This is a genomic window from Acutalibacter intestini, assembly GCF_034334985.1.
GTDB lineage: Bacteria > Bacillota > Clostridia > Oscillospirales > Acutalibacteraceae > Acutalibacter > Acutalibacter intestini.
This window is the reverse complement of the sequence record NZ_JAWXXL010000017.1, coordinates 1-25,091: the sequence shown is the minus strand read 5'-3', so window position 1 is coordinate 25,091 and position 25,091 is coordinate 1. Positions and strand designations below refer to the sequence as shown.

Genomic DNA, 25,091 nt, shown 5'->3' with positions numbered 1-25,091 from the left:
GTTAGGAAATCCCAACAAAAAACTACATTACAGGAGGAAAGCGACCATGAAAAAAGCAAGATTGACCACCCGGCTCACCGCCGCCATGCTGACACTCTCCCTGCTCACTATTCCGGCCATAGCCGCAGATCCCCCGGCAAGTGCTGTCCGGGTAAACAGCTACAAGGGCAATACCCTGGCAGTCGGAGAACGGAGCGGCCTCATGATTGGCCCCAGCGGGGCGGAGTACACCGTTACCTCCAGCGACCCGGACACAGTAGCGGTGGAGCAGGTCATGGGCTTTTGGGTAGCTGTCGCCAAGGCGGAGGGGAGCGCAGAGATCACCGCCGCCAACCGTGCTGGAGAGAGCGGAACCCTGACGCTCACCGTTGGCTCCGGCACTCCAGCGGCCCCCTCCGTCGTGGATGGCCCCAGCCCCACGGAGGAACCGGATGTACGGCAGGAACTGGTACGGCTTATCAATCAGACCCGCAAGGCCAACGGCGTGGCGGAGCTTCCGGTCAGCGAGGCCCTGATGACCGCCGCCCAAGCCCTCTCGGATCAGCGGTACACCTGGCATCACACAAAAGAGGAATGTGAGGCCGTGATCGCCAGCGGCTACCCCTACGGTTTCGGCATAAACCTGACGGTATTCACCGGCGTCGCTACGGAGGACGCCGCCCAGCACGCCCACGACAACTGGCTTAAATCTCCCGGCCACTTTGAAACGATGATAAAGCCGGACTGTGACAGTATCGGCGTGGGCGTGACCGAGAGCGGCGGCGTGACCTACTGCTTTATGATTGTCGGCAGGCCGAACACCCACAATCCCTACGAACCCTAAAAGTACAGACGGAAAAGGCCCCCCGGCTGGAGGGCCTTTTTCTGTGCCCGGAAATGCGTCTCACCGTGAGACGCATTTCTCCGCAGCCGCCTTGTTCCGCAGGGCGGTTATTTTATTCCCCTAAAAATAGAGATCGGGAACACCCAAACACACGCATGAAAGGAGGACGGTATTTCCCGATATTTTAGGGGGGGTATAGCCTCTTTTCATGCCAACACATGATGAGGAGGCTATATGAAAAAACGAATTACCGCATTGCTTCTGGCAGTCGTCTCCATTCTCAGTATGCTGACGGCTCCCGCCAGCGCCGCCGCGCCGGATACCATCAAAATGGATGACTGCGCTTACAGCGGAACCAAGTACGATTCCCCGGCCCTGGGTGAGTGCTATATGCACCAGATGCACTTTGCCCTCAACGGAAAAAGTACCATGGGCTTCTGTGCCGAGAAGGGCAAGGGCATGGGCTGGTCACTGAAAGGCCACACCTGGGGAAATCCCAAGCCCATCTCCGATCCCACAGTCAAAACGATGATGGCCTACTTCTATGCCCATTCCACCGGCGTCTTTACCGATCAGGCCAAAGCCCTCGGCGTGGACGACGTGTGGGATAGCAACTACACCTGGACCATGAACTCCTGGACCCAGGCTGTCGTCTGGCGCTACAAGGCCGGTCTGCTGTCTGACCCCGTGGTGGCCTGCGCCGAGGAACTGCTGTGCGTTTACAACAATCTGGAGCATACCAGCTATACCAGCATTGACGATACCATGGACGGCAGATCGTTCCGCGACCGCGCCCAATATATTCTGGATTTGGGCGCACAGGGCGTATGGGGTGAGTGCAGCGTCTACGAGTATGCCTACACCGGCCCCGGCTCCAACTATCACCCCGCAAATGACGTGCAGGCCGTTATGGTGGGCGAGCTGAACATCACCCGCCAAAAATATGAGCTTACCGTCAAAAAGGTGGACAGTACCAACCCCAACAAGGGCCTCGCCGGGGCGCGATTCTTAGTGAGTTCGGAAAATGGCGCCTTCTCCAAAGAGATTGTGACGGGGCAGGACGGGACATATACCCTGACCGCTCTGGATGCGGGCACTTATGCCGTAACCGAACTGGAGGCCCCGGAGGGCTACGAGATCGACAACGCGGGGCCGCAGTATGTTGTCCTGCCCAGCAATGGCAACAACACTGTGACCGTCACCTTTGCGGACACCCCCACCATTACCGGCGAGGGCAGCATCCGCAAGGTGGACGCGGACGATCCCACCAAGGGGCTGGCCGGAGCGGTTATTAAAATTGAGGGCGTGGACAACGATTTTACCGGCACATATGTCACCGGAACCGGCGGCTACCTGACCGACGTACCCTGGAAGGATATGCCCCTCGGCAGCTACACCGCCGAGGAAGTCACGCCCCCGGAGGGCTACACCAAAAGCCCCGATGTGAATAAGACCAAGCAGACCTTCCGCTGGGACGGCAAGACCGACATCGCCCTTGTCTTTGAAAATGACGCCAAAGTGAAAGTCAAGCTGATTAAGCTGGACGACAGCGATAACCCCCTCCCCGGCGCGGTGTTCAACATCATCAAGGACGGCCAGATCATCGGCACGGAGGCCACCAAAGCGGACGGCTCCATCACCGTGACCGACGTTACCGAGGGGATGTACGCCTTTGTGGAGGTGAGCGCCCCGGCCCCCTATGCCACACTGACTGAGCCGGTTATCGCCCATGTGGATCAGGCGACTATCAACGGCGGCGGCACTGTCACCGTGACGGCGGCGGATAAGAAGCTGCCCAGCCTGTCCATCCTCAAGCGGGACGCGCAGACCAAGGAGGTCATTCCCGGAACCGTCTTTGAGGTCAAGGGCATCCACTACGGCTATCACAACGACGTGACCACCGGGCCGGACGGAAAGGCCGTCCTGACCAATATCCCCGTGGACAGTTATGAAATCATTGAGAAGTCCGTCCCGGACCCCTATGTGGTGGGGGATGAACCCATGCAGACCATCTACCTCGGCCCCGGCGAGGAACAGGAGCTGATTTTCGATAATTTGAAGCAGCCCCTTCTGACCATCGCCAAACTTGATGCTGATACAAATGATATTATCCCCGGCACTGTGTTCACCATCGAGGCCATTGACGGCGACTATCGCAACGATGTGACCACCGGCGCGGACGGAACGGTTTCCCTGCGGCTGGCCCCCGGCTCCTATAAAATCACGGAGAAGTCCGTCCCCGCGCCCTACTACCTCCCCAGCAAAAACGCCGACCGGGAGCAGACGGTCAGCCTGAACCCCGGCGATGAGAAAACCCTCACGTTCAAGGACCACAAGGCCCCGGAGCTGACCATCTTCAAGGAGGACAGTGTGGCGGGCGCTCCTATTGAGGGGGCCAAGTTCCACGTCACCTACACCAGCAACGGCGAGGCGGCGGACGCTCCCGGCTCCATTGACTACGGGTATATTTTCACCGACGCCAACGGTCAGATCAAGGTGCATGAGCAGGGGAAGAAGATGTACCCCGGCGAGTACACCGTGACCGAAGTGGCCCCCGCCCCCGGCTTTCAGATGAAGGAACCCACCACCCAGCGCGTTATCATCCACGGCGGTGAAAGCAAGACCCTGACTTTCCAGAATGAGCCGCTGAATGGAATTATTGTGGAGAAATACGACAGTGTGACCCATGAGGCCCTGCCGGGATGCACCTTCCAGCTCCGCTACCTGGGCGGGACTTCCGGCACAGGCGGCACCGTGATCGGTCAGAAAGTGACCGGGAAGAACGGCACCGCCATTTGGACAGGGCTGAAAAGCGGCACCTATGTGGTGGAGGAAGTAGACCCGGCTGACGGGTATTCCATCATCAACGCCTCCGAGACGGTGTTTCTGGCCGACAGCGGGGAGCAGAGCGTTGTCACCGTCCGCTTTGACAACGCCCCGGACGGGATTTTGCTTATCAGAAAGGTATGCTCCGTCAACCCCAGCATTACACTCCAGGACGCCGAGTTCAAAATCATGTACGCGGACGGCACCCTGATTGGGGACAGCAACGGCATATACCGCACCGACGAGAATGGCGAAATCCGCATTAGCGGGCTAAAACCCGGCAAGAGCGTGGTAGTTACGGAAACCCGCGCCCCTGCCGGTTTTATCATCGACAGCCAGAGCCAGACCGTGCAGATCAAGGAGGGCCGCACCGTTACCCTCACCTTTAAGAACCAGCCGAAAGGCAGTCTGATTATCCAGAAGCGGGACAGTCTCACAGGCCAGCCCCTCCCCGGCGCGGAGTTTCGGTTGGCTACCGCCGCAGGGTGTGAAGTGGGGCTGGACGGCGTAATTGGCGACAGCACCCTGACGCAGAACGGCTTGTTTATCACTGACAGCAACGGCGAAATCCGCGTTACCAACCTCGCGCCTGGGGCCTATGTACTGACTGAAACAAAGGCTCCAGCGGGCTATGTCATGGACAGCCCCAGCACCAACGTGGTCATTGGGGCCAACGGCGATACGCAGACCGTTATCATAACCAACACCCCCAAGGGCGGGCTGATCGTGGAGAAGTACGACAGTGTGACGAAGCTGCCCCTCTCCGGCGCTCAGTTCAAAATCACCAACGCCAACGGGGAGCTGACCCCGGACAACGAGGGCCTCACCAGCAGCAACGGCCTGTACACCACCGACCGCGGCGGCCAGATCGTGCTGTCCAAGCTGCTCCCCGGAACCTATGTGGTATCCGAGGTCAAGGCCCCGGACAATTATCAGGCGGATCCCACCCCGCAGACCGTTGTGGTCAACGCCGGGGATACGCAGACCCTCCGTTTCTACGATGACCCTCTCTGTACCCTCACTATTTTGAAGCGGGACGCTGTGACCAAGAAGCCGCTGAAAGGGGCGGAGTTCCTGGTTCGGGACAGCGAGGGCAGGGCTATCGGCCCCAACAATGGCCGGTATATCACCGGGACGGACGGTACTGTGACCGTCTCCGGGCTGGCCCCCAACGCCACTATCGTGGTGTCCGAGAGCAAGGCCCCCACCGGCTATATCAAGGACGAAACCCCGAAAAATATCGTTGTCCGTACCGGCATTGCCAACAGCCTGATTTTTGACAACGAGCCTGCTACCACCCTGATTATCCGAAAGTTCATTGAGGGCACGGAGAACGAGCCTTTGAGCGGCGTTTGCTTTAAGGTGGTAGACGGTTCTGGGGCCGCTGTTGGCCCGGACGACGGCTGCTATTACACCGACAAGGCGGGGGAGATCGTTCTGGACGGTATCGAACCCGGCACAACCGTTATCGCCAGGGAAATCAAGACCGTGGAGGGCTATGTCCTCGACGGCACGCCCCAGGACATTTTGATTAAGGCCGGGGAAGTCCAGCAGTTGACGTTCTGGAATAAAAAGGCCGGTACGCTGGTCATTCAGAAAAAGGACAGTGTTTCCGGCAATCTGATCGCCGGGGCGCAGTTCCAGCTCACCTACGCCTCCGGCGGCTATGTGGACAACGACAACGGCCACCTCTCCAGCAACGGCCTGTACACCACGGACGATAAGGGAGAAATCCGCGTTTCCGGCGTGACCGGCACTATCGTCGCCAAGGAGGTCAAGGCGGCTCCCGGCTATGTGATCGACCAGTCTACCCAGACGCAGACCGTCACCGTCAACCCGGAGGACACACAGACCCTTGTGTTTCTCAATGAGCCTCTTTGCAGTTTGACCCTGACCAAGCTGGACTCCATGACCGGGAAGCCGGTTCCCGGCACGGAATTTACCGTGAAGGACGGCAACGGGACCGTGCTGGGCCGCTACACCACCGGCAAGGACGGGACTGTGACCGTATCCGGCCTCGTTCCCGGCAGTACCGTTGTGGTCAGCGAGAGCAAGGTCCCCAGCGGCTATGTGCTGAACACCACCCCGCAGACCATCATCGTCCGCAACGGCTCCAACAGTGTCACCAGCGGCACGGGCGGCAGTTCGGGCGGCGGCAATACCGGGAACAATGGCGGGACTGGCGGCAACGATTTGACGTTTGAGAACGACCCCAAGACCCGGCTGGTCATTGAGAAGTATGTCACCGGGACCACGGACCCGCTGAAAGGGGTAACTTTCCTGGTAACGGAGTCCAATGGTCAGGTAGTAGGCAGCTCCAACGGCGAGTATATCACCGACGAGAATGGCCGCATTGTGATTGAGGGCCTGGAACCCGGCGTGACCATTACCGCCAAGGAAATCAAGACATTGGAGGGCTACGTCCTCGACACTACGCCCAAGTCCATCAAAATCAAGGTGGGCGAGGCGCAGACCCTCCGCTTTTACAATCAGAAGCAGGGCTGCATCGTGGTGAAGAAGCTGGACAAGCAGACCGGGGAACCGCTGGCCGGGGTGGAGTTCCAGATCACCTACTCGGACGGCTCCTACCTGGACGACGACTACGGCCACCTGTCCAGCAAGGGCCTGTATAAGACCGACGCCAACGGCGAAATCCGCATTTCCGGCGTGGTGGGTACGCTGGTCATCACAGAGACGAAGCCCCTGCCCGGTTACGTTATGGACGAGGGCAGCAGGACGCAGACCGTCAAGGTGAACCCCACCGACACGCAGACCATCACCGTGTATAACACCAAAATCGGGGGCCTCACCATCATCAAAAAGGACGAGGAAACCGGGGAGCGCATTAAGGGAGTTCAGTTTGAAATCCGCAAGCTCAACGGGGAAATTGTCGGCACCTATACCACCGACCAAAACGGCGTTATTTCCCTGCCCGAAGCGGAAAAGGGATGGTATCAGGTGACGGAGCTGAAAGCGGCCAAGGGCTATCAGTTGGACGATACCCCCCACCAAATCGAAGTAAAGGACGGCGGCACGGCTACACTGGAGATCACCAACCGGCAGACCGGGAGCGCCCTCATTCATAAGGTGGACAGTCTCACCGGCGAGGGCATCTACGGCGTGACGTTTCTGCTCTCCGACGCCAAGGGGAATCCCGTGGGCACCTATCAGAGCGACAACGAGGGCTATGTGTATATCGACCAGGGCCTCGCGGACGGTAAGTACACCATCCGGGAGATTGAATGTGCGGACGGCTATATTCTGGACACCCAGCCTAAAACGATTTACGTTCAGTACGGCGGCTGTACCACCATTACCTGGCCCAACACCGCCGTCCGGGGACAAATCCAGATTGTGAAGAAGTCCGCCGACTACAACCCCACCAATGGCCTGCCCGCCGGTACGCTGCTGGAGGGGGCCACCTTTGAGATTTACAACGAGCGCAACGGGAACAAGGTGGACACCATTGTAACCGGGGCCAACGGCCTCGCGTCCTCCAAGGCCCTCCCCCTGGGCCGCTACACCATCCGGGAGACAAAGGCCCCGGCCAACTACGGCGCGTCCTCGGAAACCTATACCGCCGTGCTGGAGTACAGCGGCCAGATTGTCAAGCTGGAAATCACCAATAAGAGCCTGTCAACCGGCGTTTCCATTGAAAAGACCGGCCCCAAGGAGGCCACCAGCGGCCAGCCTGTCCGCTATGTGTTCTCCCGGATCGGCAACACCAGCAACGTCATGCTCCAGTCGTTCTACTGGCGCGACACCCTGCCCGCCGCCGTCCGGCTGGATAAGGTTGTCACCGGCACCTACAATTTCCCCGGAACCTATAAGATTGTCTATAAGGTGAACAACACCGGGGACTACCGCACCCTGGCCGACAGTCTCAGCACCAGCCGGAATTACACACTGGCGGCGTCCCCCACAGCCCTGGGCCTTGCGGCCAATGAGCGCGTCACCGAAATCATGTTCGTGTTCGGGCAGGTCCCCGGAGGCTTTAGCCAGGTGGAAGCCCCCATGCTCCACTGTAAGGCCGTGTCCGGCCTGACCCCCGGCAGCAGCTTTGTAAACGTGGCCGACGTGGGCGGAACCCATGACGGCGTATGGGTGCAGGCCGTGTCCCGCTGGGTGACGACTGTGTACGGCAAGCCCACGCCCCTGCCCAAAACCGGCTATTGAGAACCCTACCGGGAAATGCGTCTCACCGTGAGACGCATTTCCCCCCTGCATGAAAGGAGGAAGTATGTCCGAGAAAAAGTATATCCGCTTTATCAACAGCGACTATGAAACGCTGTTCCATATCCCGGACGGCGGGCGCATCCGAATCACCTACCCCGACAGGGAACCGGCTGAACGGGTATGCCGGTTTATCGACGAGTACCACACGGCAGTTGGGAATTGTCACTACCACATCTGCGAGTTTGCCGAGCGCATGGAGCAGATCGGCGCGAAGTATGAGCCGCTGGACTACATCCGGGAACCTGAGTTTTACCCCAAGTATTATCTTGCGGCAAGTGAAAATGGCCCCGGCCCTGCCTACCATATCATCGACACAAGGCAGGAATACGGTTTTGCGTTCGCACCCAAGGGAGCCGCGAGGGGCCAGAAGTATTGCATTTTCAGACGGCGGGTGGATGAAAGCGGCCATTATCGCGTTAGCTGCGTTGTCCAATGGAGCGACAATCTGAAAGACATCGCTCCCCAGGACTGGGGCTTTGACATGAAGAAGATCAAGGCCGTAACGCAGAAGCCGAAAAAGCGGACTGGCCCCAGGCGGTGAGCGGAGGCGATGCGCCGACGTCCAGCCCAAACGCGAGAGCGCCCCATAGCTGTGGCGCGGCTTTTCTCAGCACCAATTCTGAGCGGAAATGCGTCTCACCGTGAGACGTATTTCCGCTCTCTTATAAGGAGGCGAACACCATAGACGATTTTAAGGCAGTACCCAGCAGTCTGGACATCAGCAAATATCTGAAAGAATTTCTGATCATGTGCGACCCCGTAAAATACCCGCCGGGGGATGACGCTAAAATTGTACGGCGCTTGAACGATACCCTGCAAGGACGGGGGGAGCAGACGGTTCAGGAAATGCTGGCTGAAATAGACACGGTATGCGGACGGTTGGGAATCTACAATTCGGAATGGCTGGCATTTCAACAGAAAATTGAAGATTTCCAGCATCAGAAATCACTGTTAGACCAGCCCTATACCAAAAGCAGCAGCAAGCAGTACAAATATCGGAGCTATGACCCGCCCATTGGCCGCAAGTTAAAAATCGTCAATCAGCGGCTTTATGACTGCGCGGCAAAGGCGGGCTTTCCCCCGAACTTTTTCCGGGAAACTTACTTTGACCAGGTGACATTCTACTGCATACCCGACCACACGGATTTTAACTTTTCCTATTTCAGCAACTGCACCTTTGCCGTGTGCCGGATCAGGGAGGCCACCTTTGACGGGGCAACTCTGTCCAGTTCTGAATTTCATAGCTGCGTTATGCAGTACGCCACATTCTTTAATGCGTCCATCGACCACACCCATTTTCACGACAGTACCCTGCGAAATGTTTCATTCCAAGAGGCCCGCCTCAAATCCTGCAATACCGTTGACTGTGAATTGGATGGCGTCGGCTTTTTGAACGCGACATTGGACGGCTGTTTTTTTGGACGTGTCGCCGCCCGCAGCATCCGGGGCCTGCACACCGCCACCATCACCCAGGGCGGCGCGACGGACTACGAGGTGAAGCGTAACCGGGAATCCATTTTTGCCGCCCTCCGGCCTGAGCAGGGGCTGCGGCTGGAGTTTCCGGCGAAAAGGCGGGGTGGGCGGTGAAAAATCAATCGGACAACAGCTATTCCAAGTGGCTCTTCCTCGCCCTGCCCGTGCTGTGGATCGGCGCGGGGCTGGCCTCCGGCTATGAGGACGGCATGACGGCATTTGAAGTGCTGGGTAAGTTTTCCGAGTGGGCCGACCACCCGTTTCTGCTCCGCTGGACGCCCTATACTCTTAAATTCATGCTGGGGGCGCTGGTGGTGTATGCCTTTGCTGTGGTGCTGTACATTTCCGGTAAGCAGAACCGCCGCCCCGGAGAGGAACACGGCAGCGCCCGCTGGGGAAATCCCCGCCAGCTTGACCGCAAGTATCGGGACAAAGACCCCAAGCGCAACGCCATCCTCACGCAGAACCTGCGGATGAGCTTAAACAGCCGCCAGCACTTCCGCAACCTCCTGCAAATCGTGGTGGGCGGCTCCGGCGCGGGCAAGACCCGCTACATCGTGAAGCCCAACATTTACGAGGCCAACGCATCGTATATAGCGACTGACCCGAAAGGGGAACTTGCCCGCGACTCCATCCCCCTGCTGCTCCGGGAGGGGTACACGATCAAGGTTTTCGACCTCGTTGACCCGGATCGCTCCGACTGCTACAACCCGTTCCACTACATCCGCAACGACGCCGATGTGCTGAAGCTGATCGCCAATTTCATTCGCAACACCACCCCGAAAAACGCACATTCCAATGACCCGTTTTGGGAGAAAAGCGAGACGGCCCTGGACAGCGCCCTCATGCTCTATCTGCTCCACGAGGCCCCGCCGGAGGATCAGAACATGGAGATGATGCTCACCATGCTGGAGTACGGCGCGGCCAAGGAGGGGGACGGCGACCATGTTTCAGCCCTTGACCTGCTCTTTCAGGCGTTGGAGGAAGAAAACCCCAACCACATCGCCGTGCGGCAATACAAAGTGTTCAAGCAGGCCCCCAGCGAAACAGCCATGAGCATCTTGATCAGCGCCGCCGTGCGCCTCGCTCCCTTTTCCCTGCCGGAGATACAGCGCATCACCAGCCGGGACGAGATGGAGCTGGGCAAGCTGGGGGAACGGAAACAGGCCATTTTCTGCATTATCCCGGACAGCAACGATGTGAGCCTCAATTTCCTTGTTGGTATGCTCTATTCCCAGGCGTTCCAGGAGCTTTACTTTCAAGCCGACAAGGTACACGGCGGCAGTCTGCCCATTCCCGTCCGGCTCATGTTCGACGAATTTGCCAATGTGTCACTGCCGGACGGCTACGCCCGACTTCAGGCCACCATGCGCTCCCGCAACGTGATGGCCACCATTATACTGCAAAACATTTCCCAGCTCAAGGCCCTTTTCAAAGATGACTGGGAGGGTATCATCGGCAACGCGGATGCCTTTATCTATTTGGGCGGGAACGAGCAGAGTACGCACAAATATGTTTCGGAGCTGCTGGGCAAGGAGACGATCCAGACCCAAACCAGCAGCCAGAGCAAGGGGCGCAACGGATCGTACAGCCAGAATTTTCAACAGGCCGGGCGCGAATTACTCACACCCGACGAAGTACGGATGCTGGACAACAAAAAGGCCATCGTCCTCATTCGCGGCGAGGCCCCGGTCATTGACGATAAGTACGATCTGATGAAGCACCCCGCTATCAAGTTCACGGCTGACGGGGGCGCGGCCGCTTATATACACAGTCCAGTTTGCCTTTACGACGTGGGCGACCTGGACTTTTCCTTTACGTCGCTGGACGATGTGGAAATCATCGAATGAAAAAAGGAGGAAATTCTACTATGAAAAAGCACATTTCCAACACGACTCTCACCACCCAGAGCAAGGTCCGCCGGTACATGGCCGTCTGGACGGCGCTGGTGCTGTCCCTGTGCCTGTTCACCGTCCCGGCTTCCGCCGCAGGCGGCGACCCGCTGGATATTGTCAACAACCTGTCCGACTTTATCTTCTCCATTATCAAGGCCCTGGGCGTCATTATCCTGGGCTGGGGCATCGTGCAGGTGGGTATGTCCATCCAGTCCCACGACGCCAGCCAGCGCACCCAGGGCTTCCTGTGTCTGTTCGGCGGGCTTATGATCGCTTTCGCGAAAGAAATTTTGACCGCCATTGGCGCGGTGTGACCGGCCCCGTCAACCCTACGCCGGGGAAATGCGTCTCACCGTGAGACGCATTTCCCCCAACGAAAGAGGTGATTTTATTTGAGTGACAACTGGATCGTCAGCAATTTGGAGAGCGCCCTGGCAGGCTGGAACGACAAGCTGGCGGAAATGTGGGCGCTTCTGACCCAATCCCCGGAGACGTTCAAGGGCGGCACCATTTGGGGCCTGATCCTAAACGTCCACAATGCCCTTGTGGGCATCGGCTACGGCCTGTTGGTGCTGTTTTTCGCTATGGCGATTTTTCAGAGCGCCGCCAGCTTCCGGGACTTCCAGAGGCCGGAGTATGTTCTGCGCCACCTGATCCGCTTTATCCTCGCCAAAACCGCCGTGGGCCGGTGTATGGAGATTATGACCGCAATTTTCAATATCTGCGGCGGCATCACCCAAACCGTGATGAGCGGGCTGGGCGGCTCCATTACCACGGCGGCATCGCTGCCCGGCGAGATCGTGACCGCGATAGAGGGGGTGGGCCTGTTGGAGAGCATCCCCCTGTGGCTGGTGTCCCTGTTGGGCACCCTCTTTATAACCGTCATGTCCTTTATTCTGCTGCTCACCGTCTACGGGCGGTTTTTCCGGCTCTATATGTTCACCGCCCTGGCCCCCTTGCCCCTGGCGTCCTTTGCCGGACAAACCACGTCATCCAGCGGCAGGGCGTTTATGAAAAGCTACATTGGCGTGTGTATGGAGGGTGCGGTGATCGTGCTGGCCTGTCTCATTTACTCGGCGTTCCTGTCCAGCAGTGCCCCCGCCGTGGACAGCAGCTTGCCCGCCGTCACAATGGCGTGGCAGTACATCGGACAGCTCATTTTCAATATGCTTATCCTGACCGGCCTTGTCCGGGGGGCCAGCCGGATCGTAAAGGAGATGTTCGGCTTATAGGAAAATACAGTGTGATTTATGCCGACCCGCCCTGGCGTTATCAGAACTGGAAAGGGCAGGGCGTGGCCGAGCGGCACTACCCCACTATGACGTTGGAGGACATCAAGGCCCTGCCCGTGACGGGGCTGGCCGGAAAAGACTGTGTTCTGTTTCTGTGGGCCACCTGTCCCATGCTCCCGGAGGCATTGGAAGTCGTCCGGGCGTGGGGCTTCACCTTTAAGACCGTTGCTTTCACCTGGATCAAGCTGGCCCCCAAAGCGGACAGCATCTATTGGGGCCTGGGCTATTGGACGCGCTCCAATGCCGAGATTTGTCTGCTTGCCACCAGGGGCCAGCCCAGGCGGCAGGCTAAGAATGTCCATCAGGTGATCATTTCCCATGTGGAGGAACACAGCAAAAAGCCGGACGAGGCCCGGCGGCGCATTGTGGCCCTTATGGGCAACGTGCCCCGCGTGGAGCTGTTCGCCCGTTACCCGGCCCCCGGCTGGGACGTGTGGGGGAACGAAGTGCCCAGCAGTATCCAATGGCATAACAGCACATAGGGGACGGCGGTTTATTCGCTGTTCCTTTATTTTATCCGCGAAAGGAGAATCCCATGGAAATTAAAATCCCCAAAGAAGTACGCCAGCACAAGGAAACCATCTTTTTCGGCCTGTCAGCGCGGCAGTTTTTCTGCGCCGCTGTCGCCGTGGGGCTGGCCGTGGGCGTGTACCTGGGCCTCGGCCCCATGATCGGAAAGGAGACGGCAAGCTGGGTGTGCATCCTCGCTGCCGCCCCCATCGCCCTGGCGGGCTTTTTCAACTACAACGGCATGACGCTGGAGCAGTTTGCCTGGGCTTTTATCAAGTCCGAAATTCTCTGCGCCGGGGACCGCCGCTTTGTTTCCCGGAACTTTCACTATGAGCTGCTGAAGCGGAAAGGAGGGCAGGACTTTGATTAAATCTCTTGTCTTTGCCAACAAGAGCGAACGGGAGAAATTCACCGTCCCCCGGAGCGTCCAGGCAACGATCCCCGTCAAGTGCGTGTACCCGGACGGCATCTGGCTTGTGGGGAACCGGCACAGCAAGAGCTGGCGGCTCACCGACGTGAACTACGCCGCCGCCTCCGACGAGGAGCGGCGGGGCATTTTCCTGGCCTACGGCGGCGTCCTTAACTCCCTGCCCACCGATGCCGCCACCAAGATCACCATTATCAACCGCCGTCTGAACCCCGTGGACTTTGAGCGCAGTATTTTAATGGAGGAACGCTGGGACGGGCTGGACGAGTACCGGCAGGAGGCCAACGCCATTTTGAAGCGCCGCGCTGCCGAGAGCAACAATCTTGTGCAGGAGAAGTATATCACCCTGTCCATCCCCCAGCGGAAGATCGAGGAAACCCGTTCCTATTTCCGGCGGGTGGACGGCAACCTGACCAAAAGCCTGGGGCGGCTGGACAGCACGGCGCGGGAGGTTGCCAACCATGACCGGCTCCGCATCCTCCATGATTTTTTCCGGCCCGGAGAGGAGCAGTATTTCACCTTCGACCAAACTGCGGCTATCCGGCATGGGGTAGACTTCAAAGACCTGGTTTGCCCGGACGGTATTTCCTTTAAGGCCGGACACTTTGAGATGGGCGGCAAGTATGGGCGCGTCCTCTTTCTCAAGGAGTACGCCAGCTATATTGAGGACGATATGATCTCCGACCTGTCCGATTTTGACCGCAGCCTCATGCTGTCCATTGACATCCTGCCCATTCCCACGGATGAGGCTGTGAAAGAAATTCAAAGCCGGATTTTAGGAATTGAGAGCGACATCACCCGCTGGCAGCAGCGGCAGAACGACCGGAATAATTTTACCGCCGCCATTCCCTACGAGTTGGAACAGCTCCGGGCCGAGACAAAGGAATTTTTGTCCGACCTTACCGAGCGCGACCAGCGCATGATTTTTGCCGTGGTGACGCTGGTGCATATTGCGGACACGCTGGAGCAGTTGGACGCGGACACGGAAACCCTGCTGTCCATTGGCCGGGAACACCTATGCCAGTTTTCCGTTTTGCGCTACCAGCAGGAGGACGGGCTGAACACCGTCCTGCCCTACGGCCTCCGGCGCGTCAAGGCCCTGCGGACGCTGACCACCGAGAGCGCCGCCGTCCTCATGCCCTACCGGGTGCAGGAGATACAAGACCCCGGCGGGCTGTCCTACGGCATTAACGCCATTTCCCGCAACCTTCTGATTTGTGACCGCAAGCGGCTCATTTCACCCCACGGCTTTTATTTGGGCGTCTCCGGCTCCGGCAAGAGTATGGGTATGAAAGACGCCATTACCGAGGTTGTGCTGGGCACCGGTGACGATGTGATCATCATTGACGCCGAACGCGAATACGGCCCGCTGGCCAAGGCTCTGGGCGGCGAGATTATCGAAATCTCCCCCCACAGCCAGCACCATATTTCCCCCCTTGACCTTGCCAGCGGCTACGCCGACGACGAAAACCCCGTTGCCATGAAGTCTGAGATCATCACCAGCATTTTGGAGCAGCAGATGGGCGCGGGGCGCATGAGCGCCAGCCATAAATCCATCATTGACCGCTGTACCACCAATATCTATCAAAACTACTTCCAAGGAAAGGGCAAGGTGCGGATGCCCCTGCTCACCGACTGGCGGGAGGAAGTGCTGAAGCAGGCCGACCCGGAGGCGCGGGAGATTGCCCTCGCCGCCGAGCTGATCACCGAGGGCAGCTTGAATGTGTTCGCCCACCCCACCAACGTCAACATGGATAACCGGCTGGTTGTCCTTGACCTCTACGAGATGGGGGAGCAGCTGCGGCCCACGGCCCTGGTGGTGACGCTGGAAGCCATCCAGAACCGGGTGATGGAGAACCGCAAGCGGGGCAAGTTTACATGGGTATTCATTGACGAGTGCTACCTGTACTTTAAGTACCACTATTCCGGCGAATTTCTCTACCGGGCGTGGAAACGCTTCCGCAAGTACGCCGGGATCATGACGGCGGCGACGCAGAACGTGGAGGAATGTCTGAAGTCCGAGACAGCGCGGCTCATGCTGGCCAACAGCGAATTTCTGCTTTTATTCAACCAGTCCGCCACCGACCGGGCGGAGCTGTCCAAGCTCCTGCACATTTCCGATACGCAGATGGGCTACATCACCAACGCCGACCCCGGACACGGCCTGCTGCGGTTTGGCGGGGCGCTGGTGCCCTTTGCCAACACCATCCCCCGCGATTCCGGCCTCTACCGCTTGATGTCCACAACGCCCGGAGAAAACTGAACCACTGCCGGGAAATGCGTCTCACGGTGAGACGCATTTCCCCGTTTTGAAAGGAGGCGAATACCTTGCCCGAAGTGCGGGAGCGAAAAAACAGCGATAAAATCAAGGGGAAAAGTGACAAGAAAAGCGGCTCTGTGAAAAAGGACGTGCGCCGCCAGATGACGGCTAAATATGTGAAAGAGCTGACCCAGCGGCAGCGGAACCGGGGTACGAGCGGCAGTACGGATACGGCCCCGGAAGTCCAGGCGGCGGAGCAGGTGGAGGAAATGATCTACACCACCGCCGACAGCCTCCGGGATCGCACCGCCACAGCCGTTTCAAAATCCATTTCCCGCCATAAGCGGAAGCAGCAGAAGAAACAGGAACACAGGGAGCAGCCACCCGGCGAAGCGCCCCCAGCTGGTACGGAGGCCCCGCCGCCCCCGGCAGGGGGACATCCACGGGAGCAGCCACAAGAGCATCCACGGGAGAGGCCCACCGGCGATATGCGGACGCGCCCCCCGGAGGATAGCCGCCGCCCCGCCCCCATGCGGGAGCGCCGGCCTGATACCGTCCGTGAGCGGCCAGCGGCCTCCCGCCCCGGCCCGGATCGTGCCCCGGCAGGGCCGACCCCGAAAGAGCGGATGCGGCATACTGCCATTAAGGAGAAGCGGAACCGGCAGACGGACATCCGGCGCAGGCCCGCCGGTCCCCCAGGCCAGCGGCAGACCAGCCCACCGGGACGAAAACCTGCAGCGGCCCAGCCGAAGCCCCAGGAGCGCATGAGGCAAAAGGCCAAGGCAGAGGCACAGACCCGGCGGGCAAAGGCGGGACGCGTTCCCACCCCGCCCCGCCCGGAACGCCAGCCAGCGCCCAGGCACATCGCGGGGAGTACCCCTGCCTCTCCCGGCAATCAATCTATCAATCCAATCAAAGAGCGCCCCCGGCGCTCTTTTGCTCCGAAAGAGAAGCCCACTGGCGGCTCTTTTATCCCCAAGACCCGGCAGACTGCTGCGGCGTCCAAGTCTACCGCGAAAGCGGCGTCTGCAGCGGCGAAGAAGAAAACGGCGGCGCGGCCTTTAGAGCTGGCAAAACGGCGCGTTCAGCGCAACGCCCAGCGCAAGCTGCTCCAACAGTCTGGAAGCAGGGCCAAGACCGCGCTGGATCTGTCCCGGAAAGCCGCCGTTGTGACGGCCAAGGCCGTGTCCTCCCTGATCAGCGCCATCGCCGGACTTTTGGGCGGTGCGTTCCTGATCCCGATTATCTGCCTGATTGTTTTAGTTGCGGCGATTATCGCCTCACCATTCGGCATCCTCTTTGCCAATGAACCGACGCCGGGGGCCATGCCCCTCAATGTGGCCGTGGGGCAGCTCAACATGGAGCTGGCCAACACACTGGAGACGATGCAGACCGGCGACTACGACAGCATCGACATCCAGGGCCAAGGCCCGGACTGGCGGGAGGTTGTCGCCGTGTTCGCCGCGAGGACGGCGGGGGCCGACGACGGAACAGACGTTGCCGCCCTGACCCCTGACCGGGTGGACCGGCTGAAGGCCGTCTTTTGGGATATGTGCGCTATTACATCAGAAGTGGAGACGATCCCCCACCCGGACAGCGACCCGGACGATGACACAGACGATAGCTGGACAGAGCGTATTCTGCATATCACCATTACGGCCAAAACCGCCGAGGATATGCGGACAGAGTATGCCTTTACCGAGTATCAGAACCGGGCACTGACGGAGCTGCTGGCCGAGCTTGCCACAATGAATCTGCTGCTTACCGACCTGTCTGCGTCCCAGGAGCAGGCCCGGAACATCCTGCGGAACCTCCCCGACGGTCTTTCCCCGGAACGGCGGGCCGTGGTGGAGACTGCCTGTAAGCTGGTGGGGAAAGTCAATTATTTTTGGGGCGGCAAAAGCCGGGTGATCGGCTGGGACAGCCGCTGGGGGACCATTCAGAAGGTATGGGCAGACGGCAGCAGCACAACCGGAACCTACCGGCCCTACGGCCTCGACTGCTCCGGTTTTGTGGATTGGGTATTTTACAATATCTCCGATGGGGCCTACACCATAGGCCACGGCGGGGGCGCTCACGCTCAGCATACTTACTGCACAGCAATTACCTGGACTGAGGCGCAACCGGGCGATTTGGTATTCTACCCGGAGGACACCCACGTTGGCATCGTGGGCGGCTGGGACGAGAGCGGCAATATCCTGATTATCCACTGCGCCAGCGGCTATAATAATGTAGTTGTTACAAAGCAGGAGGGCTTTACCACCATAGGCAGACCATTGTATTACTCTGAATAAAAGAACGTCTCACGGCGCGGCGCGTTTCCTGTTGGGAAATGCGTCTCACCGTGAGACGTATTTTTCTGCTGAATGGCTAACGGTAATACCTGCGACCCCGTTCATCCAACTCGGCCAGGGCCTCAAAGAGCTGATCCTGCAATTCCTTTTTGGACAGGCTTTTCACATAGGAGCGCAGCGCCTCATAGTGATCTTCCATGCGCTGTTCTTCCTCCCGTTCGTATTCCTCTACTTCTTCCATGTACTGCTCCGCTTCCTCCGGGAACGCGGCAAAGAACAGGGCGACCATGTGCTTACAAATCACCCGCCGCCCGTCCGCATGGGGACAGTTGCATTTGGACTGCCGGGGATGGGCGATATTGATTTTCACCTGATAGGGGGCGGAGCCGCTCCCGGCCACCTGTCCCGTGTACTCGTCCTCGCCCGTTTGGGAAAAGGAAAGCACCTTTTTCCCCTCGTAGTATTCATATCCCCGCCATGCGGACGCACCGCTGGCTAACGTGCGGATGCTCATAGTAGCCCCCCTGATAGCTGGTACGTTCATAATACCACAGGGCCGCGCCCCAAACAAGGGATTTGACAAAATGCGTCTCACCGTGAGACGCATTTCTTACGGCCACCATTATTTCATATTGTCGATCATATTCAAAACAAGCTGTTTCTGTTCAGCGGTCAGCAACGCCCATTTATCCAGCAGTACCTGCTGTTCCTTGGTCAGTGGCACAAGCTCCCCCTCCGCAAAAAACTCGCCCAGTGTCATACCAAACGCCTTGCAGATTGTTTCCAGTGTTGAGATCGTTGGCTCCGAATCCTTGCGGAAAACGTGTGACAGTGTAGACTGTGCCAAGCCGGACTCTTTGCATAGGCGATATACGCTCCAACCCCGCTGTTCCATGAGCTGTTCGATCCGTCCAAGTACATCCATAGTCTATCACCTCTTTTGAAACTATTCTACATTCGTTTTAGGCCGTAAAATAGAACGAAAGAAGGCTTTAATTTACTTCGATAATAGGCTATAATAGGATGTGCAATCAGGGATGAAAAATCAGCGGAAAGGGAGCGAAAAATGGAAATAGCAAAAAAACGGATGCAGACCTGCTGCTTTACGGGCCACCGGGAGCTGCCGCCAGAGGAACAGGCGGAGATTGCCAACAGGCTGGAGTGTGTCATATCGGCCCAATACCAAAAGGGCATCCGATACTACGGTGCCGGGGGCGCCCTGGGTTTTGATGCCCTCGCCGCCCGGACGGTGATCCGTCTACGTGAGAGCTACCCCGATATGAAGCTGATCCTTGTTCTGCCGTGTCTGACGCAGACCAGGGGATGGAGGCCGGAGGATGTGGCGGAGTATGAGCGCATCAAGGCCCAAGCAGATAAAGTCGTCTACACAGCCCAGCAGTACACCAGGGGCTGTATGCACAGGCGCAACCGTCATTTGGTAGACAACAGCGGGGTATGCGTCTGCTATCTCAACAGGGACAGCGGCGGGACGGCCTATACCGTCAGATACGCAAAAGAAAAGGGGCTTGAGATCGTGAACCTTGTCCAAGGTGAGAAATGCGTCTCACCGTGAGACGCATTTCTGACAAACAAAAACGCTGCTGGCCTCCTCAAAAGAGAAATAAAGGCCCAAAACACATACGCTTGCGCCCTAATACTCCACATATTATAATGATTTTATTGCAAAGAAAACTTCTTTGGGAATTTCAAAAAAATTTTGTTGTAGCGTGTAGTATTTTCCAAAAAATCCATAGTAGATAGTTGAGGGACAGAAAGGGGGGATACACCGATGGATGACAGCGCCATCATAGAACTGTTCTTCGCCCGGTCAGAGCAGGCAATCCGGGAGCTGGACGGCAAATACGGCAAGACCTGCCACCGTTTGTCTTACAATATCCTATACAACAGCCAAGACGCGGAGGAGTGCGTGAACGATGCCTATCTGGGCGCTTGGAACGCTATTCCACCGGCCCGGCCCAATCCGCTGTTGGCATTTCTGTGCCGAATCGTCCGCAATCTTTCCCTCATGCGGTATCATGCGGACAGGGCGGCCAAGCGTGGCGGCGGTAGCTACACCGTGGCGCTGGAAGAACTGGAGGGCTGTCTGGCCTCGCCCCAGACTGTGGAGGGGAACATGGAGGAACAGGAGCTTATTCGGCTGATCGAGGACTTTCTGGATACTCTATCCCCGGAGAATCGCGTTCTGCTTATGCGGCGGTACTGGTTTTCTGACAGCTATGGGGAGATCGCGGCGCGGACAGGCTTATCGGAAAAGAATGTATCCGTCCGGCTGACCCGTATCCGAAAACAACTGCGGAACTATTTTGAAGAAAGAGGGGTTGTACGATGAACGCAGAACAGTTTTCCAGCGCGCTGGGAAAAGTCAACGACAAGTACATCATGGAAGCAATCACCTATGAGCGCAAAAAGAAAAGCGGCTGGCTGAAATGGGGCGCTATGGCGGCGTGTTTTGGCCTGATTGTCACAGTAGCTATGGCAGCATTACCGGGCCTTTTGAAAGGGCCGGGTGGAGTTGCGCCGCCTCCTAATCCCAATCTTGGGCCTGGGGTTAGCGATACAGTTCCCCAAAAAACAATTAACGTGGTGGATTTGTCTCAGAGTAATCCTGGAGAATTTGCAGGTGATATGTATCGACCGAAAGGGTTCAATGATAATATCGGTTCTGCCCTTGCTTTGAAAATAAGCATAACTGACGATATTAACTACAAGTATTCTGTGCTTGTTCGTACTCCTCTCGAATCAACGCTTGAACAGGTGCTAAATAACGCAAACAAAAGCCTGAATGTGACAATCAATGCCACTGATGCAATTTCTGTCAATATCTCCGGCGCCTTTGATGCCTACAACGGATACTATTACTTCTTGACAGCGGAACAGATTTTCGCCCTTGCAGAAAATGGAGCAAGGTGTTTTTACGTTGGTTCTGGTCAAGGAGATTATGAGGATATAAATTGGGATACCAAAGACGGTATCAGCACCTTTTGCGAATTGAACGGGGATATGTATATATTGGCAGGCGAAAGTATAGAGGCCCATCCCGATATTGGTGTCCTTCCTGACAAGGGCAGCGCCCCCACCGAATACCCCGACACCATCATTGTCCCAGGCTTCGACCTGGACGAACCCAGTGAACCTAATACACCTTAATGCTATAATATGTACGCACCGTATCGCCTTTGCCCTATTGAGAAATGCGTCTCACGGTGAGACACATTTCTTGATGGAGAAAAATTATTTTGAAATTTTTCAAAAATCTTGTCCCCAAACTTTTCTTTTCCAGGTTTATATATACAGTAGTATTTTTACGGGGAAGTATTGTCAAAATCACGGCCCACCCTATATGAAGCGGAATACGAGGTAACACCCCATGTTAATATACTTGCAAATGTTGGACACGCCGGAGGAACGGGCGAAGTTTGAAAAGCTATATTACAGCCACCGGCGGACTATGCTGCATATCGCCATGAAGATTTTGAAAGATCACCAACTGGCCGAGGACGCGGTACAGGAGGCTTTTCTGCGGCTGGTGAAAAATTTTTCAAAAATCGGACAGGTGAATTGTCCCCGAACGAGGCTATTTACGGTTATTATAGTTAGAAACATTTCGCTCACCATGCTTGCGGAGCGAAAGAAAGAGAATGTCCTTGAACGCCCAGAGGCCATGATCCCGATAGAATATGATTTGGAGGAGGATGTACTGGAACGAATTGCATACGAGGAAGTGTTAAGCGCCATCCGGGAGCTGCCGGTCATTTACAGGGATATTCTGTATCTTCAATACGTGGAGGAATACAAGCTGACAGAGATTTCCAAGCTGCTGGGCATTGAGGCGGAAACAGTGAAAAAGCGCGCCCAGCGGGGGCGGAAGAAGCTGCTGGAACAACTGACAAAGGAGCATGAAAATGACGACGCTTAAAGCGGCTTTGCAAGAGGCGTATTTCATGGAATTAGAGGAAATACCCTCCGAGGAAATATTGAGCGAGGATGAAGCCCTGACTTTTTCACCGGCCTTTGAGCGCAAAATGAAAAAGCTGATCCGCCGGGCCGACCACCCTATTCGGTATCGGATCGCCCAGGCTGCGGCCTGCCTCCTGTTGGCGGTGCTGTTGAGCGGCTGTACCGTCCTGGCAGTCAGCCCGGAGGCGCGGGCGGCTTTTGTGGGATGGGTGCGGGAATTGTCGGAGGGGTGGTTTGTGTACCGTTATACTGGCAAAGATCAAACTGCCCCGAAGAATATTGTGTACTGTCCGACCTGGGTGCCAGACGGGTATAAACTCATAACAGAGCCAAAGGACAGAGCACACATAATTGCTATTTATGAAAATCCAGAGGAAGATATAATTCTTTTTAACTGCTATATGAATACAGAATCAATGAATCTTCAAATAGGAGAGGATACCCAACTTATAGATGCTTATGTGAGCAATATTCCTGCTGACCTATACATCGACAATACAAGTGGAGCTGTGAATCATTTAGTATGGGAAGATGAAAATAAGCAGAGAATTTTCTGGATTACATCAACTCTTGACGGTGAAACAATAGTTAAAATTGCCGAGAGTGTGGAGACGCAGGAGGCCCCAAAAGAACTGGCTGAATACCGGCCCACATGGATTCCAGAGGGCTATAACGAGCTGAAAAAATCTATATCGGATAATCATGTAAGTATTATTTACGAAAATGATGAAGGGTATTTACTCTCATTCACTTATACCAGGAATCGAGAATCCGTAAGTGTGTACTCTGAATATCAGGGAACCGATGTGCAAACTGTCATAGTTGGCGATAATGCCGCTGATTTGTATTTGGATCAACGGGAGGGCAACACAAATACGTTAATATGGAGCGATGAAGAAAAAAGTGCAATTTTTGTAATATCCGCTCACTGTTCAAGTGATGAACTTATTAAAATAGCCGAGAGCGTGGAGGCGGTGCAATAGGAGCATTGTATTACAGATATTTGCGGCCCCGGTTGGGCCGATTAAATTAGGAGCAGAAACGAGGCAGATAAAATGAATGTAACAAACTTCGCAAATCTTTTTCACCAAAACAGCATCTTTCAGCAGACTAAACCGCTGGGGCAGAAACTTGTTCAGCCGCCGGTCAATGACACGCTGCACCGGCTGTCCGAAAATCTGCTGAATGCGAAAAATCAGGCAAAGGATATGAAAACCCGGTTTGATACGTTGGAGCTGTCGGCGGAGGCCACGGAGGGCAAGAAAAATTCCCCGCTGGAGGAAATGCCGGAGGGCCTGCTGCACTTCTACTTGAACCAGTGTAAAGTGGGCGCATATTTGAGCCAGCAGCATGAAACGTCTTTGATGGAATACCGGGATCAGCTCTCCGCTTTCGACCAAACCATTCAAGAATATCAGGAAATGCTGGACGGCAGCAAGGCTTTGCCGGAGCAGATGAAGCTGGAGGACGTTTCCAAGCTGCTGGACGCAACCAGGGCGGCGCGTGAGCAGTTTATGCAGCAGGGCGCGGCGGAACTGAACCGGGTATCGGATCACAACCCCACTCAGGAGGGCTACATGGGCAAGGCTTACAGCATGGCCGCAGAGTGGGCGGGGAACGGCGAGAATGATACCCATTGGCAGATCAACACCTCCGCAGACGATATTTACGGTGAAATTGACCGCGCTCTTTCCTCCGCACATGGTATAACGTCCACGTTCCAAAAGGGGGCCTCCAGCATCCTGGCCGAGTTAAAGCGGCGGGACTGCGTAGAGGAGGGGGAAGAAATTCACTTTGAAGATTGGGAGACAGCGGACACCGGCGCTGTTCAACGGGAATCGCTGTTCCAGTCCATTTATGACGATATTTGGAACACGTTCAAAAAGAGCATTGACAGCGCGGAATAGAAAGGAGATCGTATAGTATGCAAATTGGCGGAGTAAATAGTCTTCGGGAGGCCGCCAGGTGGGGGGAAACGCCTATCATCCAGAAAAAGGCGGTTGAAGCGTCTAAAAATGCAATGACAGACGATTTTGCTGAGAAACTCCAGGAGTTAGCGCGGAGAGATGCTCAAAAAGGTATTTATATGAGCCAAGAGGCGATTAACCTCCGTCATGCACAGATGGGCAAGTATGTTTCTCCTGACCGTTCTGCTCCGATTGCACAGATGTCCCAGGAGCTGAAGAAAGCAGCGCAGGAGCATAAAGAGGAGCAGGACCCTACATTGGAATTTCTCGACAGAATGATAGCACAGCTCAAAGGCAAAGGAAAACCGAGTCGCATTGTGAAATCTTTCAGCGGGCTGGCTGGCGGTTGTTCCGGGGACCTTAACAGCACCCCTGAGAGCCAGTCCGCAACCGTATATTCACCTGATGGGGAGCAAATTGCGCACTATAATTCAGGTAACATCGGTGGTTGGATGAATTTAACTACCAGGGCAGAAAATCAGTTTCTTGGGGATTCCAATGATGTTTATAAGCAAGCTTGGGATGCTGCACGTGCGGAGATTAAGAATGGAGCGCAGAAACAACCAGTGGCTTGCGAAGGGGAAACTGCGACTTTCGATGTTCGTGCATGAGATTATAACCATTATAGAATGAGGTGGAATTATGATTACAGGTTTTCAAAAAGTAAGCTCTCAGAATATAAATTTGGCGATGACGGGGCTGCAAAATGCGAAGTCAAATTATCCAGCCGCACGCTATGGACGGAGTGTAGACACTTACATTTCGGGTGATGGAGAATACAAAGTAAAGCTGGAAACGTCAAAATTGACGGATGAAATGGCGGCTTCTTTGGCAAAGAAATATGATGTCAAAAACATGACCCGCGACGAGTACGGCAGCTTACTGAAAGAACTGCGGAATGCTGGCGTTATTTCTTCCCAGGATTTTAGTGTCGGCTTTGGCGGTGCGGTTCCCTATAATGGGCCGTCCGGGTTAACGATTGGAGCGTCTAAGAATCTGTTTAGCATCTATTTAAGAGCAGACGAATAAAGGCAAGAGAAAACATTTGAAAAGAGTTCTGTAATTTACGTTCGCAGTTTTTCCAGAGTCTCCGACATTTGTCGAGCCAGG

Annotated in this window: 21 protein-coding genes and 1 pseudogene; 19 read left to right on the top strand and 3 right to left on the bottom strand. The window is 56.2% G+C overall.

The annotated features are described in order from the left end of the window. The first annotated feature begins 46 nt into the window (after window positions 1-46). The 11 genes from U8U68_RS12800 (at window position 47) to U8U68_RS12750 (ending at window position 18,036) form a co-directional block, all read left to right on the top strand. A complete protein-coding gene (locus tag U8U68_RS12800; protein WP_289387483.1) occupies window positions 47-823 on the top strand; it encodes a CAP domain-containing protein in 777 nt (258 codons plus the stop codon). Window positions 824-1,057: 234 nt separating this feature from the next. Then, entirely contained in the window at window positions 1,058-7,825 is a 6,768-nt protein-coding gene (locus U8U68_RS12795) for an MSCRAMM family protein (RefSeq protein WP_322201395.1), read from the top strand. 64 nt (window positions 7,826-7,889) lie between these two features. Continuing rightward, entirely contained in the window at window positions 7,890-8,426 is a 537-nt protein-coding gene (locus U8U68_RS12790) for a hypothetical protein (RefSeq protein ID WP_023349051.1), read from the top strand. A gap of 206 nt (window positions 8,427-8,632) precedes the next feature. After that, entirely contained in the window at window positions 8,633-9,472 is an 840-nt protein-coding gene (locus U8U68_RS12785) for a pentapeptide repeat-containing protein (protein ID WP_322201391.1), read from the top strand. Further along, a complete protein-coding gene (locus tag U8U68_RS12780) occupies window positions 9,469-11,208 on the top strand; it encodes a VirD4-like conjugal transfer protein, CD1115 family (RefSeq protein WP_289387583.1) in 1,740 nt (579 codons plus the stop codon). Before U8U68_RS12785 ends, U8U68_RS12780 begins: the two co-directional genes overlap by 4 nt. A gap of 20 nt (window positions 11,209-11,228) precedes the next feature. Further along, on the top strand, window positions 11,229-11,567 hold the full coding sequence (locus U8U68_RS12775) for a glutamyl-tRNA amidotransferase (RefSeq protein ID WP_289387581.1): 339 nt from the start codon (window positions 11,229-11,231) through the stop codon (window positions 11,565-11,567). Window positions 11,568-11,645: 78 nt separating this feature from the next. Further along, entirely contained in the window at window positions 11,646-12,485 is an 840-nt protein-coding gene (locus U8U68_RS12770) for a VirB6/TrbL-like conjugal transfer protein, CD1112 family (protein ID WP_322201388.1), read from the top strand. 11 nt (window positions 12,486-12,496) lie between these two features. Next, window positions 12,497-13,027, top strand: a complete 531-nt coding sequence (locus tag U8U68_RS12765; RefSeq protein WP_295759721.1) for an MT-A70 family methyltransferase — start codon at window positions 12,497-12,499, stop codon at window positions 13,025-13,027. A gap of 53 nt (window positions 13,028-13,080) precedes the next feature. After that, window positions 13,081-13,425 (top strand): PrgI family protein, encoded by a 345-nt coding sequence (locus U8U68_RS12760; protein ID WP_322201385.1) that lies wholly within the window; start codon window positions 13,081-13,083, stop codon window positions 13,423-13,425. After that, the gene (locus tag U8U68_RS12755; protein WP_322201383.1) at window positions 13,418-15,745 is read left to right on the top strand and encodes a VirB4-like conjugal transfer ATPase, CD1110 family; all 2,328 of its coding nucleotides are present in this window, start codon (window positions 13,418-13,420) and stop codon (window positions 15,743-15,745) included. Before U8U68_RS12760 ends, U8U68_RS12755 begins: the two co-directional genes overlap by 8 nt. A gap of 74 nt (window positions 15,746-15,819) precedes the next feature. Then, window positions 15,820-18,036 (top strand): C40 family peptidase, encoded by a 2,217-nt coding sequence (locus tag U8U68_RS12750; protein ID WP_322201478.1) that lies wholly within the window; start codon window positions 15,820-15,822, stop codon window positions 18,034-18,036. 76 nt (window positions 18,037-18,112) lie between these two features. Here the strand turns inward: U8U68_RS12750 and U8U68_RS12745 are convergent, their stop codons facing one another. Together U8U68_RS12745 and U8U68_RS12740 are read right to left on the bottom strand one after the other, a co-directional pair. Further along, on the bottom strand, window positions 18,113-18,550 hold the full coding sequence (locus U8U68_RS12745) for an SWIM zinc finger family protein (RefSeq protein WP_322201382.1): 438 nt from the start codon (window positions 18,548-18,550) through the stop codon (window positions 18,113-18,115). 108 nt (window positions 18,551-18,658) lie between these two features. Further along, a complete protein-coding gene (locus tag U8U68_RS12740; protein WP_322201380.1) occupies window positions 18,659-18,961 on the bottom strand; it encodes a helix-turn-helix domain-containing protein in 303 nt (100 codons plus the stop codon). Window positions 18,962-19,102: 141 nt separating this feature from the next. Here U8U68_RS12740 and U8U68_RS12735 point away from each other — a divergent pair, with 141 nt between their 5' ends. The 8 genes from U8U68_RS12735 (at window position 19,103) to U8U68_RS12700 (ending at window position 25,010) form a co-directional block, all read left to right on the top strand. Further along, window positions 19,103-19,609, top strand: a complete 507-nt coding sequence (locus U8U68_RS12735) for an SLOG family protein (RefSeq protein WP_322201378.1) — start codon at window positions 19,103-19,105, stop codon at window positions 19,607-19,609. 216 nt (window positions 19,610-19,825) lie between these two features. Further along, the gene (locus U8U68_RS12730) at window positions 19,826-20,386 is read left to right on the top strand and encodes an RNA polymerase sigma factor (protein ID WP_322201376.1); all 561 of its coding nucleotides are present in this window, start codon (window positions 19,826-19,828) and stop codon (window positions 20,384-20,386) included. Continuing rightward, window positions 20,383-21,204: a hypothetical protein gene (locus U8U68_RS12725; RefSeq protein WP_023347532.1), complete on the top strand. Its 822-nt coding sequence runs from the start codon at window positions 20,383-20,385 to the stop codon at window positions 21,202-21,204. The genes U8U68_RS12730 and U8U68_RS12725 overlap by 4 nt, the downstream gene beginning before the upstream one ends. A 220-nt stretch (window positions 21,205-21,424) precedes the next feature. Further along, window positions 21,425-21,973, top strand: coding sequence for an RNA polymerase sigma factor (locus tag U8U68_RS12720; RefSeq protein ID WP_322201371.1), 549 nt, complete (start codon window positions 21,425-21,427; stop codon window positions 21,971-21,973). Then, window positions 21,960-22,997 (top strand): DUF4367 domain-containing protein, encoded by a 1,038-nt coding sequence (locus tag U8U68_RS12715; RefSeq protein WP_322201369.1) that lies wholly within the window; start codon window positions 21,960-21,962, stop codon window positions 22,995-22,997. Before U8U68_RS12720 ends, U8U68_RS12715 begins: the two co-directional genes overlap by 14 nt. Before the next feature lie 72 nt (window positions 22,998-23,069). Further along, a complete protein-coding gene (locus U8U68_RS12710) occupies window positions 23,070-23,921 on the top strand; it encodes a hypothetical protein (protein WP_322201367.1) in 852 nt (283 codons plus the stop codon). Window positions 23,922-23,938: 17 nt separating this feature from the next. Continuing rightward, window positions 23,939-24,592 (top strand): hypothetical protein, encoded by a 654-nt coding sequence (locus U8U68_RS12705; RefSeq protein WP_322201365.1) that lies wholly within the window; start codon window positions 23,939-23,941, stop codon window positions 24,590-24,592. A gap of 31 nt (window positions 24,593-24,623) precedes the next feature. Continuing rightward, the gene (locus U8U68_RS12700; protein ID WP_322201363.1) at window positions 24,624-25,010 is read left to right on the top strand and encodes a hypothetical protein; all 387 of its coding nucleotides are present in this window, start codon (window positions 24,624-24,626) and stop codon (window positions 25,008-25,010) included. Here the strand turns inward: U8U68_RS12700 and U8U68_RS12695 are convergent. Beyond that, window positions 24,982-25,091: pseudogene (locus U8U68_RS12695) on the bottom strand (IS5/IS1182 family transposase); the annotation flags it as partial. The gene U8U68_RS12700 and the pseudogene U8U68_RS12695 overlap by 29 nt on opposite strands.